The organism is Flavobacterium aquatile LMG 4008 = ATCC 11947 (assembly GCF_000757385.1).
Lineage (GTDB): Bacteria > Bacteroidota > Bacteroidia > Flavobacteriales > Flavobacteriaceae > Flavobacterium > Flavobacterium aquatile.
The window spans coordinates 312,687-326,534 of sequence record NZ_JRHH01000001.1; the positions used below are offsets into that span (position 1 = coordinate 312,687).

A 13,848-nucleotide genomic window follows, 5' to 3' on the forward strand; every position below is an offset into this window, starting at 1 on the left:
TAAATTATAATAATGAAATCACAAGACATTCGTAAAGCCTATCTCAATTTTTTTGAAAGCAAAGGACATTTAATCGTTCCATCGGCGCCAATCGTGTTAAAAGATGATCCAACCTTGATGTTCAACAACTCGGGAATGGCGCAATTCAAAGAATACTTTTTAGGAAACGGAACGCCAAAAAGTCCGAGAATTGCCGATACGCAAAAATGTCTTCGTGTTTCAGGAAAGCACAACGATCTTGAAGATGTAGGTTTTGATACATATCATCACACCATGTTCGAAATGCTTGGAAACTGGTCGTTTGGCGATTATTTCAAAAAAGATGCATTAGCTTGGGCTTGGGAATTTTTAACCGAAGTTTTGAAATTAGATAAAGACCGTTTGTATGTTTCTGTTTTTGAAGGAAATCCAGCCGAAAATGTTCCGTTTGACCAAGATGCATTCGATATTTGGAAACAATATGTATCGGAAGATCGAATTATTTTAGGAAATAAAAAAGACAACTTTTGGGAAATGGGTGATCAAGGTCCGTGTGGTCCATGTTCCGAAATTCATATTGATATTCGCTCTGACGAAGAAAGAGCGATAACTTCTGGAAGAGATTTAGTTAATGCTGATCATCCGCAAGTAGTTGAAATTTGGAACAACGTTTTCATGGAATTCAACCGAAAAGCTGATGGTTCGTTAGAAAAATTACCAGCGCAACATGTCGATACCGGAATGGGATTTGAGCGTTTGTGTATGGCAATGCAAAATGTGACTTCCAATTATGACACCGATGTTTTTACGCCGCTAATTGAAAAAGTAGAGCAAATTACAGGATTAAAATATACTTCCAACGAAGTTAAAAATGTAAGTGAAGAACAAAACAAAACCAATATTGCCATTCGTGTAATTGTTGATCACGTTCGTGCTGTGGCATTTGCTATCGCCGATGGACAACTTCCCTCAAATACTGGTGCAGGTTATGTAATTCGTAGAATTTTACGTCGTGCTATTCGTTACGGATTTACATTTTTAAATACCAAAGAACCTTTCATCAATAAATTAGTTGAAGTTTTAGCGAATCAAATGGGCGAATTTTTCCCAGAAATCAAATCGCAACAACAATTGGTTACCAATGTAATTCGTGAAGAAGAAGCGTCATTTTTAAGAACTTTAGATCAAGGTTTACAATTATTAGATAAAGTTGTTGCCGAAACGTCAGTAAATGAAGTTTCAGGTGCAAAAGTTTTTGAATTGTACGATACGTTTGGGTTTCCAAAAGACTTGACTGCTTTAATTCTGAAAGAAAAAGGATATTCGTACAACGAAGAAGAATTTGAATCAGAATTACAAAAACAAAAAGCGCGTTCTCGTGCAGCATCAGAAGTTTCAACCGAAGATTGGTCGGTTTTAATTCCTGGAAATGTGGAAACATTTGTTGGTTATGATCAAACAGAAAACGAAGTAAAAATCACCAGAATCCGTAAAGTAGATTCTAAAAAAGACGGAATTTTATATCAAATTGTTTTAGACAATACACCATTTTATCCTGAAGGTGGAGGACAAGTTGGCGATAAAGGAACATTAGTTTCTGCAAACGAAACCATTGATATTATTGATACTAAAAAAGAAAATAATTTAATATTACATTTTGCAAAACAACTTCCAGAAAATATTGAAGCCGGATTTGTAGCAAAAGTAAACACCGATTTAAGAACATCAACTTCCAAAAATCACTCGGCTACGCATTTGATGCATTTGGCTTTGAGAAACATTCTTGGAACGCATGTGGAGCAAAAAGGTTCGTTGGTAAATCCAAATTACTTGCGTTTTGACTTTTCGCATTTTTCTAAAGTTTCTGATGAAGAATTACGTCAAGTAGAAGCAAGTGTGAACGCTCAAATTGAAGCACAATTGCAATTGGTAGAACATAGAAATATTCCTATTAAAGAAGCATTGGATAAAGGTGCGATGGCTTTGTTTGGAGAAAAATATGGTGATTCGGTTCGAATGATAGAATTTGGCGAAAGCAAAGAACTTTGCGGTGGAATTCACGTGAAAAACACTGCCGAAATCTGGCATTTCAAAATCATTTCTGAAGGAGCAGTTGCCGCAGGAATTCGTCGTATTGAAGCAATTACTGGCGATGCTGTGAAAGATTTCTACAAAAATCAAGAAAGTACTTTAGCGGAAATTAAAGAAACTTTAAAAAATCCACAAGATATTTTAAAATCAGTAGCTTCATTGCAAGACGATAATGCGAAGTTGAAAAAACAAATTGAACAATTATTGAAAGAGAAAATCGACGGATTAAAAAATACTTTAGTTTCTGATTTTCAAGAAATAAACGGAATTAACTTTTTGGCAAAACAAGTTGATTTATCGATGAGCACAACTAAAGATTTAGCGCAAGCTATCGGAACTTCTAAACCAAATTCGTTCGTGTTTTTAGCTTCAGTTGAAGATAATACTCCAAATATTCACTGTTATATTTCGAAAGAATTAGTGGCTGAAAAATCATTAAATGCAGGAAATATAATTAGAGAATTAGGAAAATATATCGACGGAAATGGCGGTGGACAACCATTCTTTGCATCAGGAAAAGGTAAAAATGTAAACGGAGTTAAAGAAGCTTTGGAGAAATCGGTTGATTTTGTAAAATAGTTTTGACTTGCATAAATTAAAAAGCCTTTCATTCAAGTTGAGTGAAAGGCTTTTTGTTTTGTTAGTTTTTTTTCTTTTATTTACAAAAAAAAGATATGAAAAAATATTTACTTATTGGTTTGATTTTTTCAGCAATATTTTTTTTCTCAAGTTGTAGTAGTGATGAAAGTGATGCAGGGAATCTTGTCAAAAAGATTAAGTTTGTTGGTGCAAATTGGAATTTTGATTTTGAGAATCACATAATTGAATTCGAATATGATAATGGAAAAATAATCAGTTATTCTGATGGTACTGGTCATAAAGTTGATTTTTTTTATACAAATAATTTAATTACACATGTTGATAAATATATTAGGATAAACGGAGAATCAGAATTTTATTTTAGTGTAGATTTTTTCTACGATTCTTTAGACAGATTGGAGAAGTTTGAATTTGATTATCCAGGCTCTAGTTCTGAAGTAGATGAGAGTGTAGTATTTACTTATATTGACGACCAAAATGCTAATTTCGTTTTTACTTCTAATTATGAGCAAGATTATATTGGTAGTGTAATGTTTGACGAAAACAACGTTAATAAACTTATAAAAAATAATTATGAGGAGTTTGGATATATAGTTGATAAAGAATATATAATGAATTATGATACAAACAAACACATACTTTCAGAAGTTGTAGGTTTTAATAATTTAAAGTTATATAATATATTTCATAACAATGATTTTTATAATATGGAGGGATTAGGTATTTATGCAGGAGCAAAAAATAATTTAACTTTTTCAACAATTAAAGAATACAATAATGGTAATTTAAGCTTTGAGGCAGACTATAATCAATTATCTTATCAGTATAATAATGGTTTCCCGAAAGAAGTTTCAAAAAATAGTGAATCAAGAATGCTTTTTGAATTTTAAATTATGCCAAGTTCGCTGTAAAAAATGTTAAATATTAACAAATTAATTTATCTTATCTATTTTTGACGATAGCTACAGCATCAATTTCAATTAGCCAATCTCGATTTCCTAATACAGAAACTCCAACTAATGTACTAGCAGGATAGTTGTCTCTTCCTAAAAATTCTTGGCGTATTTTTCTAAAAATTGGTAAATCAATTTCGGGATAAAAATTTACAATGTAAGTATTCATTTTTACAACATCTTGAAAACTTGCATCACATTCTTTTAATAGTCGTTCTAAATTTTTAAACGTCGCAATTGTTTGTAATTCTAAATTACTGCCTTCACCAATTTGTCCAGAAATATGTAATGTTTTAGTTTCTGTAGTTTCAACAACTACAACTTGGGAAAAACCTTCGTTGGTATGAATGTGATTTTTAATCATCATAGTATTTTTTTTAATGCTTAATTTTAAAATTAGTAATGCATTTTGTTAAAAATGAAAATCCCTAATGCCACGAAAGCAATAAAAGCAATTAAAAAAATAGCATGGCTCAAAATAGATAATACAAATGCCTTTGTTTTAGATATTTTATTAAAAAATTGAATGTTAGTCCAAAAAATTAGTATGATATCTGCAAAATATACGATTGCAGTAACTGTTTTTATATGTTCAGAATGATTAAAATAATAATAAACAGGCAATAAAAATATATGAAAGAACAAACGTTGCGATCCTTTGAATGTATTTAGAATAAATAATTCTGTAATATTATAATTTTGTTTTCTAAATGATAAATAAGTTCCAAGTGTGTAAAACGGTATCGTTGCCAATGTAACCCAAGCAAAATGTGTGGCAACCCATTCATTGAATTTTTCAGAATCAATAATTTCGTTCGAAGAGCCAGTACCCATTAAATTGATATGCAACAAGTGATACAATAATCCATACAATGTAGCAAGAACAATAATTAGAGAAATTGGTTTAAAATGCTGTACTCTTTGTCCTTCGATGTATTCTCTAATTGTGTGACCTGGTCTTGTAAATAATTCTTTTGCAGAATAGAAAATTCCCTTGTCAAAATGAAACAATCCATGTTGTATATCGTGCCAAATAAAATGTATATCCAATCGATGCGTTTCGGCAGATTGACTGCAATTGCTACAATAATTACCAGAAAAAGTTTGATGGCAGTTTTTACAAATGGTGTTCATAATCAAAATAGTTGTGTCTGTAAATCTTACTAAATCTAATCAAAGGTACAAATTATGAAGAAATTATTTTATTTTACTTCCTCTCACCAATCTGTTGTCTCCACATAGCATAATACAAACCTTTTTCTTCCAATAATGCTTCGTGTCTGCCTTGTTCAATAATCTTTCCTTGTTCTAAAACGAAAATTTTATCAGCATGCATAACCGTTGATAATCGGTGTGCAATTAAAACTGTTATTCTGTTTTGGTCAGATATATTTCTGATGGTGGCATTAATTTCTTCTTCAGTAATTGAATCTAAAGCCGAAGTTGCTTCATCAAATATCAATAAATTCGGGTTTCTCAATATTGCTCTTGCAATTGATAATCGTTGTTTTTCGCCACCAGAAACTTTAATTCCGCCTTCTCCAATGGTTGAATTTAATCCGTCTTCGGCACGTTCTAATAATCGGTCGCAACTTGCTTTGTGCAACACTTCTAGCAATTCTTCATCGGTTGCTGATGGTTTTACAAACAATAAATTTTCACGAATTGTTCCAGAAAATAATTGGGCATCTTGCGTTACAAATCCGAGTTGTTTTCTCAAATCTAGCAAATCAATTTCTTTAGAATCAATTTCGTTGTATTTTACTTGTCCTTTTTCTGGCGGATACAATCCAACCAAAAGCTTGACCAATGTAGTTTTTCCAGCACCAGATGGACCAACAAACGCTACAGTTTCTCCTTGTTTTATGTCAAAAGTGATGTTTTCAACCGCATTGTGTTTCGCTGATTTATGTTTGAAACTAACATCAGAAAAGTGTAATGCTTTAATTGCGCCAACATTTTTAGCATTTTTCGGACGGTATTCTTTGGGTGCATTCAACAATTCTTTGAAGTTTTCCATAGAAACTTTGGTTTCATTTAAAGCAATAATAAAAGTCCCCAATTCTTGCAACGGACCAAAAATAAAGAAGGTAAAAAACACCATTGTCAATAAGTCTCCAACAATAATCTTTTCTCCAAATAAGAAATAATATAAGGTAAAAACAACACAAGTTCTTAAAAAATGAACTGTCGTTCCTTGAATAAAGCTTAAACTTCTAATGAAACGAATTTTCTGTAATTCGAGTTGTAGAATTTTTAATGTGTTTAAATTCAATCGTTTTTCTTCCTGATACGTTAATCCCAAACTTTTAACCAATTCAATATTTCGTAAACTTTCGGTGGTTGAACCTGCCAAAGCATTGGTTTGAGTAACAATTTTTCTTGAAACTACTTTGATTTTTTTACCTAAATACGAACTTACTAAAGCAATTATTGGAGCCGTAATTAAGAAAATTATCGAAATTCTGTAATCTATTCGAGAAACGTAAACGATGACAAAAATAAATCCGATAACGGTTTGAAATATCAATGAAATCGAAAGCGTAATTAATTTTTCTGAATCAATTCTTACTTTGGTTAATTTACTCAATGTTTCGCCACTTCGTTGATCTTCAAATTGTTCATAAGGTAAATCGAGTGATTTCTTAATTCCGTCAGTGTACATTTCTGCACCTGTTCGCTGAATTACAATATTGGTAAAATAATCCTGAAAGTTTTTGGTAATTCTGGAAATCATCGCTGCGCCAAGTGATAATCCTAGCCAAAATGCAACCGATTTAATGAAGCCCAGTTCGTTGCCTTTGTATTTGCCAATTCCAACACCACAATCCTGCATCAATTTTCCGGTAATAATGGAGTCTGATAAGCTGAAGCAAATGTTAACTGCCGCCATTAATAAAGCGATAAACAGTAGCATTTTATGTTTTTTGAGATAAGAATATAGTAGTTTCATGAAGTTTTTTAAAATTTCATACAAAAGTAGAAAATAAAAGACATCAAGTTGCCGTTTTCGATTGCATTAATTTATAGTTCATACAAGATTTTAAGGTTAACCAATCATTTTGTATTTTTGAAGTTCAAAATTTAAAATATGAATTTTACAACCAAAGTACCAATCGAGAAATATAGAAATCCGATAGATTATAATTCCAAGATTATGTCTGTAGGTTCTTGTTTTGCTGAAAATATAGGTGAGAAATTTGAATATTTTAAGTTTCAGAATTCGGTGAATCCGTTTGGTATAATTTTCAACTCAGTTTCTATTGAAAAATTAGTAAATCGAATTGTAAATCAAATCGAATTTAAAGAAAACGACATTTTTTTTCATAACGATTTATGGCATTGCTACGAAGTTCATTCGGAAATATCAAATGCTAATAAAGAAGATTTTCTTATTATTTTAAACAGAGTTTTATTAGAAAATTTTAATGCTTTTTCAAATGCAACTCACATCATAATAACCTATGGAACGAGTTGGGTTTATCGAAATAAAACTTCTAATGAAGTTGTTGCCAATTGTCATAAAGTTGCCCAAAATCAATTTGATAAAGAAATTTTATCGGCAGAAACTATCGAAAAATCAATTGAAAAAACGATCAATTTAATTCAGAAAATAAATCCAAATTGCAACTTCATTTTCACAATTTCACCAGTTAGACATATTAAAGACGGCTTTGTAGAAAATCAAAGAAGTAAAGCACATTTGATTACGGCTTTACAATCTGCAATTTGTAATCTGCAATCTGCAAACTATTTTCCTTCCTACGAAATCATGATGGATGAACTTCGGGATTATCGATTTTATGCAGATGATATGTTGCATCCAAGCCAGACTGCAATCGATTATATTTGGATGAAATTCTTTGAAAATTATGTTTCTGAAAATGAATTTTCAACTATGAATAAGGTTTGTGAAATTCAAAGAGCTTTAAAACATAGACCATTCAACCCAGAATCTGAAAGTCATTTGAAGTTTTTATCTAATTTAAATTTGAAAATATCTAAAATTCAAGAAGTGCTTCCTTCAATAAAGTTCAGTTAAAATACGTTTTTTTACGTATTGATTGTGTTTAAGTTAAAAATGAAATTTGTCTTAATTAACTTAAAAACAAAAAAACATGAAAAATTTCAACAAATTCTCCGCAATTTTACTTCTTTCTTTTCTTAGTCTATCTTGTAGTAGTGATAGCGATGGCGGTGGCGGATCTGGACCAGCAACTGGCGGGTTTATTAAAGCAAAAGTAGCAGGTGCCAATTTCCAATCAGACGACATGACAACTGTGGGAACTTACAACAGTGGCGCAATGGTTTTACAAGGAACAACATTAGACGGAAAATCGGTTACTATTCAGTTATATGCTTTAGATGGTTCGCTTGAAACAGGAACTTACAACATGAATGCAACTAATGAAAATGATGCTTACACAGGAAGTTTGAATTATGCAACAGTGAATTTAGACACTTTTACTACACAATCTTACAATTCCTTAAATTGTGAAAATGCAACTGGAACTTTGGAAGTTACTTTCATCGATGCTACAAAAATTGAAGGAACTTTTAGTTTTGTAGGCAAAGAAGTGAAAATGGATGAAACTTGCGATGGTGCGACAAAAAATGTTACTAATGGTTCTTTTAGATTAGAATTATAATTAAAAACCTAATTATATGATTTTAAAGACTGTCTTTTTAAAGGCAGTCTTTTTTGCTTTAGCTGAGTTTTATTTTATAAATTTGAAATTGATACAATTTTAAATTTATGACACGAAATACTTCTACCGAAACCGATATTAAAAACGTAATGACACCTTTAGTTCAAGCATTAATTCGATCTGGAAAAATTATCTATTTGATTCTTTTTGCCATTATCGGATTTTTAATCTATCAATTGGTGACAAAAAACGACGGAACGTCATCGGTAGAATATGATACGGCTTTAATTCAGGAACAAATTAAAAATGTAGGGAAATTGGTAGTTACTGAAGGTCATTTTTCAGAAGTGATGACGTATAAAGATCAAAAGAAATATATTGGAGATTTAATTTCGTTTGAAAAAAAGGCGCTAGTAGTTATCAATGCTGATGTTGCTGTGAGTTTTGACTTGAGTAAAATAAAATATGATATTGATGAAAAAGCTAAAACGGTTAAAATTACAAGTATTCCAAAAGAAGAAATAAAAATTAGTCCCGATATTAAATATTATAATGTTGATCAAAGTACGTTTAACGAATTTACTGGAGAGGATTATAACAAAATCAATAAAATAGTGAAGGCGAATTTGGCTAAGAAAATTGAAAAATCTACATTAAAATCAAATGCAAAAAATAGATTGATTAGCGAATTATCAAAAATATTAATTGTGACCAATTCTATGGGTTGGAAGTTGCAATACAACGGTGAAATAGTAAATTCTGATAAGGAATTTGGAACCCAACTCAAGAATTAAATACGCATTTCTACGTATTGTTTTAATCAAGTCATTAAGTCAAATTTGTAATTGATTTAATGACTTTTTTTATGATTTATATATTAGTAATTTTAATTATTTTGATGCTTTTCATCATTATCTATTTGTTTATCAGTAATTCAAGTATAAAGGATGAACACGCTAAAAATATGGAAAAATTGCAACTCATAATTTCTTCCTTACATTCTAAACAACAATCGCTCAACAATCAAGTCGTTATTTCTGATGATTATAAATCCAATTATTCCAAAGACATGAAGGCTTTGGGTGACGAAGTTGTAGAACTACAAAAAGTTTTTATCGATATCATTTCGAATGGAAATTATAACTAACTTTAGACAATGTAAATAAGAATTTTATGATTAAAAAGACATTGTTACTAGTAGTTTTAGTTTTGTTTTCGTGTAAAAATGATGATGCAACAATCGAGCAATCTTCTCAATTTACAAAAAATCAAAAACAAATTATTTCGTGGTTTAATCTTGCACTTGCGCAAAGAAATATAAATCATTTTCTCATAGAAAAATATGCTGATAGTATTACAAAACAGGTTGCAAACGAAAGTCCAAATTTTAAAGCTCTCGGCTTATTATGTTATGGAAATTACTATAACTCTATTAACAACGACAGTTTGTCTTTTAAAAATTATAATGAAGCTTTAAATATAGTTAGACAAACAAAAAATGATAGTTTATTAACTTCAGCCTACTACGGAATAGGGAATTATTACAAACATACTGGTGACTATCCTAAAAGTATGGAGCATTTTTTAACTGCTTTAAAATTGTCAGAAAAACGAAAAGACACCATGGATATGGCGGTAATTTATGCTAATTTAGGACAATTATATCTTCAAAAAGATGATCAAAAACAAGCCAAACACAATTTATATTTAGCTAAAAATCTTTTAGATAAAAAGAAACATAAACCAGCTTACTTAATTACTATTCACACCTTAGCCAATTTAAACGGAATGAATGGAAATTTTACTGAAGCTTTGAAACTCGATGAAGAAGGTTTGAAGATTTCTAATAAACTAAAGTCTAACGATTTAAAAGCAACTTTTTTAGATAACAAAGCCAATTGTTTCATGTTTTCAAATCAATTGGACAGCGCCAAATATTATTTTAATGAATGTTTGAAATTAGATTTAATTGGTAAAAATGAAAAACAAATTTCAGATTCGTATGCCAATTTAGCACAACTAGCCGTTTTTTATAAGAATGATGCTGATGTGAAAAGTTATACCGAAAAGAGTATTGCAATTGCTCAAAATGTAAATTATCATCCCGGAATTGCAAAAAATTACAATTTGCTTATTGATTTTTATAAATCCAAAGGTGATTATAAAAATGCTTACGAATATTCTAATAAATATCAGTCGGTTTATAAAAGTTTGATTAATGATAGAAAAGAAATTGCTGCAGCCGAGTTTAAAACTATTTACGAAACTGATAAAAAAGAAAAAGAACTCCTAATTTCTAAAAATAAAATAGCCGAAAGCGAACTTCAAATAAAAAAGAAAAATACGCAATTTCAAATTTTGGCTTTGGTTTCTCTAGCTTTAATAGTAATTGGATACTTAATTTACCGTCAGCAGAAACTTAAAAACAAACAACAAGAGCAGGAGTTTCAACTTAAATCGGCCATTAAAGAGATTGAAACTCAAAATAAATTACACGAACAAAGACTGTCAATTTCTCGAGATTTACATGATAATATTGGTGCACAACTAACTTTCGTAATTTCGTCTGTAGATAATTTAAAATTCGGAAATCAAATAAGCGATTCTAAAATTGTAAATCAATTAACTAAGATAAGTGATTTTACAAAGTCAACAATAATCGAACTTCGCGATACTATTTGGGCAATGAATAGCAGCGAGTTTTCATTTGAGGATTTGCGTTCTCGAATTTTTAATTTTATCGAAAAAGCCAAAATTGCTCAAGAAAATATTGAATTTCAATTTAAAATAGACGAAACATTATCGGCGTTAAAAATCTCGTCGCTGGTTGGAATTAATGTTTATAGAACCATTCAAGAAGCTATAAACAATGCTATAAAATATTCAGCAGCTGAAAAAATTTCGGTTAATGTTGCTGCAATTCATGATAAAATTGAAATCGAAATTACCGATAACGGAAAAGGTTTTGATATGGAAACGATCGTTTTAGGAAACGGAATTTTAAACATGAAAAAGCGAATTGAAGAAATTAATGGAAGTTTTACGGTACAATCAACATTAAATAAAGGAACAACAATTACAATTTTATTGGGTAAAGATGAAGCATAGAATAACTATATTTTTCTTTCTATTTTTTGCAAATTGTATATTCTCGCAAACCAAGAAATCTATAGATTCTATTAATAATATTGCCTACGAAACCAAGTTGGAAAATTGTGTGGCTTTTTGTAAAGTATATAAAAAAAATGCCTCTGATGCTAAGAAGATAAATTATCCATTGGGTGAAGCCGAAAGTTATAGCAATTTGAGTTTGATGTCGTTTTTCAGTGGAAAATTCGACGATAATTTTAGCTATTCGTTGCAAGCAATTGCTATTTATGAAAAGCTGAATGAGATTGAAAAGTTAGCCAATGAATACGGCGAAATGGGTTTTAGAATGAATAAAAGAAATCCTAAGAAAGCACTGTATTACATGCAAAAGGGAATGAAAATTTCAGAAAAAAATAAGTTTCAAAAGCCACTTTTAGGAATTTACAATAATTATGGAACTTTAAAACAGCAGCAAAACGAATTGGATAGTGCGCTGTATTTCTTCAGAAAATGTTTAAAAATTAAAGAATCAATTAAGGACAGCGTCGGAATTCCTTATAGTTTAAACAATATTGCAGAGATTTTTATCATCAGAAAGCAATTTGCAGAAGCGAAAAAATTATTTGACAAATCATTGAAAATTAGGATTTTAAGAAATGATAAATATGGTATAGCAGACAGTTATGCTTATCTTGGAGATTTAAATCATGCCGAGAAAAAGTATGATGAGGCCATTTTAAATTATGATAAATCGCTGGAATTTAGTTTGAAATACAAATTCAATAATTTGCTTCGACATAATTACAAAATGATTTCTGAATGTTACGAATATTCGAATAATTCTAAAGCTGCATTGGTTGCCTACAAGAAACATGTGTTTTATAAAGACAGTATTTTAAATACCGAAACCAATTCGAAGATTGCAGAACTCGAAGTGAAATTTGAAACTAAAAATAAGGAAAAACAACTTTTAGAAAAAGAAATTGAAGTAAAAAATACTAGAAATAAATTGATTGCGGTTTCATCATTGGCATTGTTTATTGGTTTAATTGGTTACTTAATTTACCGTCAACAGAAGCTTAAAAATATACAGCAAAAGCAAGAATTTCAGTTAAAATCGGCAATTTCTGTTATAGAAACGCAAAATAAATTGCACGAACAAAGGTTGTCAATTTCAAGAGATTTGCATGACAATATTGGTGCACAGCTCACCTTTGTAATTTCATCAATTGATAATTTAAAATTTGGAAATAAAATCAAAGACAGTAAAGTCACCAATCAACTAACAAAAATTAGTGATTTTACAAGAGCAACCATCATTGAACTTCGCGATACCATTTGGGCAATGAATAATAGCGAATTTGTGTTTGAAGATTTGCGTTCAAGAATTTTTAATTTTATCGAAAAAGCTAAATTTGCTAGAGAAGACGTAGCTTTTAAATTTACAATTGATGAAGCATTGCAAGACATTAAATTGTCATCGCTAGTTGGAATTAATATTTACAGAACCATTCAAGAAGCAATAAATAATGCTGTTAAATACTCTGAAGCGAGTGAAATTTCTGTCGATATAACAAACGAAAATGATCAAATTAAAATTGAAATTCAAGACAACGGAAAAGGATTTGATATCAATACAATAGACTTTGGGAATGGTTTATACAACATGAAGAAGCGAGTTGAAGAAGTAGCTGGAGTTTTAAAAATAGAGTCAAATATAAATAGAGGAACTATAATAAATATTCTAATTAATAAAAATCAATAAGATGATAAAAGTAGCCATAGTTGATGACAACACGTTTCTACAAAAAGCAATTCAGGATAAATTGATTTTTTTTAATGAAATTGAAATCAAATTTAAAGCCAATCACGGCCAAGATTTGTTAGATAAATTAGATAAAAATCACAATATCGATTTGATTTTGATGGATATCGAAATGCCAAAAATGAACGGAATTGAAGCTACAGAAATAGTGAAAAGTAAGTATCCTCAAATAAAAATAATTATGCTTACTGTTTTTGATAATGATGAAAATATTTTCAAATCAATTAAAGCTGGCGCAGATGGTTATTTATTAAAAGAAGTGAATCCAGAAGAATTACACAATGCCATTTTAGAAACACTAAAAGGTGGCGCAATTATGACGCCTTCAATAGCTTTAAAGACATTAAAATTATTTAGAAATCCAGAACTATTTGAAGATATTCCAAACCAAGAAGAATATAATTTAACCACACGAGAAATTGAGGTTTTAGAACAATTGAGTAAAGGTTTGAAGTACAATTCTATTGCCGAAAACTTATTTCTTTCTGTCGGCACCATTAGAAAACATGTTGAAAATATTTACAATAAACTGCAAGTTCATAACAAGTTAGAAGCTATTCAGAAAGCAAAATCTAATAAAATAATTTAGACAATTTTTCTGATTATAAAAATGTTAAAATACGCAATTTAGCGTATTTTTTTATGCCAATTAGCGAGATAG

General features: G+C 30.1%; 12 protein-coding genes. 9 read left to right on the top strand and 3 right to left on the bottom strand.

Annotated features, from left to right (window positions below; all coding sequences use genetic code 11):
* Positions 1 to 12: 12 nt before the first annotated feature.
* Both alaS and LG45_RS01390 read left to right on the top strand, forming a co-directional pair.
* Positions 13 to 2,649, top strand: a complete 2,637-nt coding sequence (gene alaS / locus LG45_RS01385) for an alanine--tRNA ligase (RefSeq protein ID WP_035123686.1) — start codon at positions 13 to 15, stop codon at positions 2,647 to 2,649.
* A gap of 95 nt (positions 2,650 to 2,744) precedes the next feature.
* Positions 2,745 to 3,560 carry a hypothetical protein gene (locus LG45_RS01390; protein ID WP_035123688.1) on the top strand — a complete coding sequence of 272 codons (816 nt, stop codon included), beginning with the start codon at positions 2,745 to 2,747 and terminating at the stop codon, positions 3,558 to 3,560.
* Positions 3,561 to 3,612: 52 nt separating this feature from the next.
* Here LG45_RS01390 and LG45_RS01395 read toward each other — a convergent pair whose 3' ends face one another.
* The 3 genes from LG45_RS01395 to LG45_RS01405 form a co-directional block, all read right to left on the bottom strand.
* A complete protein-coding gene (locus LG45_RS01395; protein ID WP_035123690.1) occupies positions 3,613 to 3,990 on the bottom strand; it encodes a RidA family protein in 378 nt (125 codons plus the stop codon).
* 29 nt (positions 3,991 to 4,019) lie between these two features.
* Positions 4,020 to 4,757 carry a DUF3667 domain-containing protein gene (locus LG45_RS15960; protein ID WP_052087436.1) on the bottom strand — a complete coding sequence of 246 codons (738 nt, stop codon included), beginning with the start codon at positions 4,755 to 4,757 and terminating at the stop codon, positions 4,020 to 4,022.
* Positions 4,758 to 4,830: 73 nt separating this feature from the next.
* Positions 4,831 to 6,576, bottom strand: coding sequence for an ABC transporter ATP-binding protein (locus LG45_RS01405; protein WP_035123692.1), 1,746 nt, complete (start codon positions 6,574 to 6,576; stop codon positions 4,831 to 4,833).
* Positions 6,577 to 6,714: 138 nt separating this feature from the next.
* Between LG45_RS01405 and LG45_RS01410 the strand changes: the two genes are divergently transcribed.
* The 7 genes from LG45_RS01410 (at position 6,715) to LG45_RS01440 (ending at position 13,776) form a co-directional block, all read left to right on the top strand.
* Positions 6,715 to 7,665, top strand: coding sequence for a GSCFA domain-containing protein (locus LG45_RS01410; RefSeq protein WP_035123694.1), 951 nt, complete (start codon positions 6,715 to 6,717; stop codon positions 7,663 to 7,665).
* A gap of 76 nt (positions 7,666 to 7,741) precedes the next feature.
* The gene (locus LG45_RS01415) at positions 7,742 to 8,272 is read left to right on the top strand and encodes a hypothetical protein (RefSeq protein ID WP_035123696.1); all 531 of its coding nucleotides are present in this window, start codon (positions 7,742 to 7,744) and stop codon (positions 8,270 to 8,272) included.
* A gap of 149 nt (positions 8,273 to 8,421) precedes the next feature.
* Complete coding sequence (locus LG45_RS01420; protein ID WP_035124252.1) at positions 8,422 to 9,066, top strand: DUF4230 domain-containing protein; 645 nt, start codon at positions 8,422 to 8,424, stop codon at positions 9,064 to 9,066.
* A 71-nt stretch (positions 9,067 to 9,137) separates the two neighbouring features.
* On the top strand, positions 9,138 to 9,419 hold the full coding sequence (locus LG45_RS01425; RefSeq protein ID WP_035123698.1) for a hypothetical protein: 282 nt from the start codon (positions 9,138 to 9,140) through the stop codon (positions 9,417 to 9,419).
* A gap of 26 nt (positions 9,420 to 9,445) precedes the next feature.
* Positions 9,446 to 11,380 (top strand): tetratricopeptide repeat protein, encoded by a 1,935-nt coding sequence (locus LG45_RS01430; RefSeq protein ID WP_035123699.1) that lies wholly within the window; start codon positions 9,446 to 9,448, stop codon positions 11,378 to 11,380.
* Positions 11,370 to 13,127: a tetratricopeptide repeat-containing sensor histidine kinase gene (locus LG45_RS01435; protein ID WP_052087437.1), complete on the top strand. Its 1,758-nt coding sequence runs from the start codon at positions 11,370 to 11,372 to the stop codon at positions 13,125 to 13,127. The genes LG45_RS01430 and LG45_RS01435 overlap by 11 nt, the downstream gene beginning before the upstream one ends.
* 1 nt (position 13,128) lies before the next feature.
* A complete protein-coding gene (locus LG45_RS01440) occupies positions 13,129 to 13,776 on the top strand; it encodes a response regulator transcription factor (protein WP_035123701.1) in 648 nt (215 codons plus the stop codon).
* Positions 13,777 to 13,848: the final 72 nt, after the last annotated feature.

What these genes read in the sequence shown, in the direction of transcription:
- alaS (WP_035123686.1), top strand. Translation starts at nt 13, where the DNA reads ATGAAATCACAAGACATTCGTAAAGCCTATCTCAATTTTTTTGAAAGC.
- LG45_RS01435 (WP_052087437.1), top strand. Translation starts at nt 11,370, where the DNA reads ATGAAGCATAGAATAACTATATTTTTCTTTCTATTTTTTGCAAATTGT.
- LG45_RS01440 (WP_035123701.1), top strand. Translation starts at nt 13,129, where the DNA reads ATGATAAAAGTAGCCATAGTTGATGACAACACGTTTCTACAAAAAGCA.
- LG45_RS01425 (WP_035123698.1), top strand. Translation starts at nt 9,138, where the DNA reads ATGATTTATATATTAGTAATTTTAATTATTTTGATGCTTTTCATCATT.
- LG45_RS01405 (WP_035123692.1), bottom strand. Translation starts at nt 6,576, where the DNA reads ATGAAACTACTATATTCTTATCTCAAAAAACATAAAATGCTACTGTTT.
- LG45_RS01410 (WP_035123694.1), top strand. Translation starts at nt 6,715, where the DNA reads ATGAATTTTACAACCAAAGTACCAATCGAGAAATATAGAAATCCGATA.
- LG45_RS01390 (WP_035123688.1), top strand. Translation starts at nt 2,745, where the DNA reads ATGAAAAAATATTTACTTATTGGTTTGATTTTTTCAGCAATATTTTTT.
- LG45_RS01395 (WP_035123690.1), bottom strand. Translation starts at nt 3,990, where the DNA reads ATGATGATTAAAAATCACATTCATACCAACGAAGGTTTTTCCCAAGTT.
- LG45_RS01430 (WP_035123699.1), top strand. Translation starts at nt 9,446, where the DNA reads ATGATTAAAAAGACATTGTTACTAGTAGTTTTAGTTTTGTTTTCGTGT.
- LG45_RS15960 (WP_052087436.1), bottom strand. Translation starts at nt 4,757, where the DNA reads ATGAACACCATTTGTAAAAACTGCCATCAAACTTTTTCTGGTAATTAT.
- LG45_RS01415 (WP_035123696.1), top strand. Translation starts at nt 7,742, where the DNA reads ATGAAAAATTTCAACAAATTCTCCGCAATTTTACTTCTTTCTTTTCTT.
- LG45_RS01420 (WP_035124252.1), top strand. Translation starts at nt 8,422, where the DNA reads ATGACACCTTTAGTTCAAGCATTAATTCGATCTGGAAAAATTATCTAT.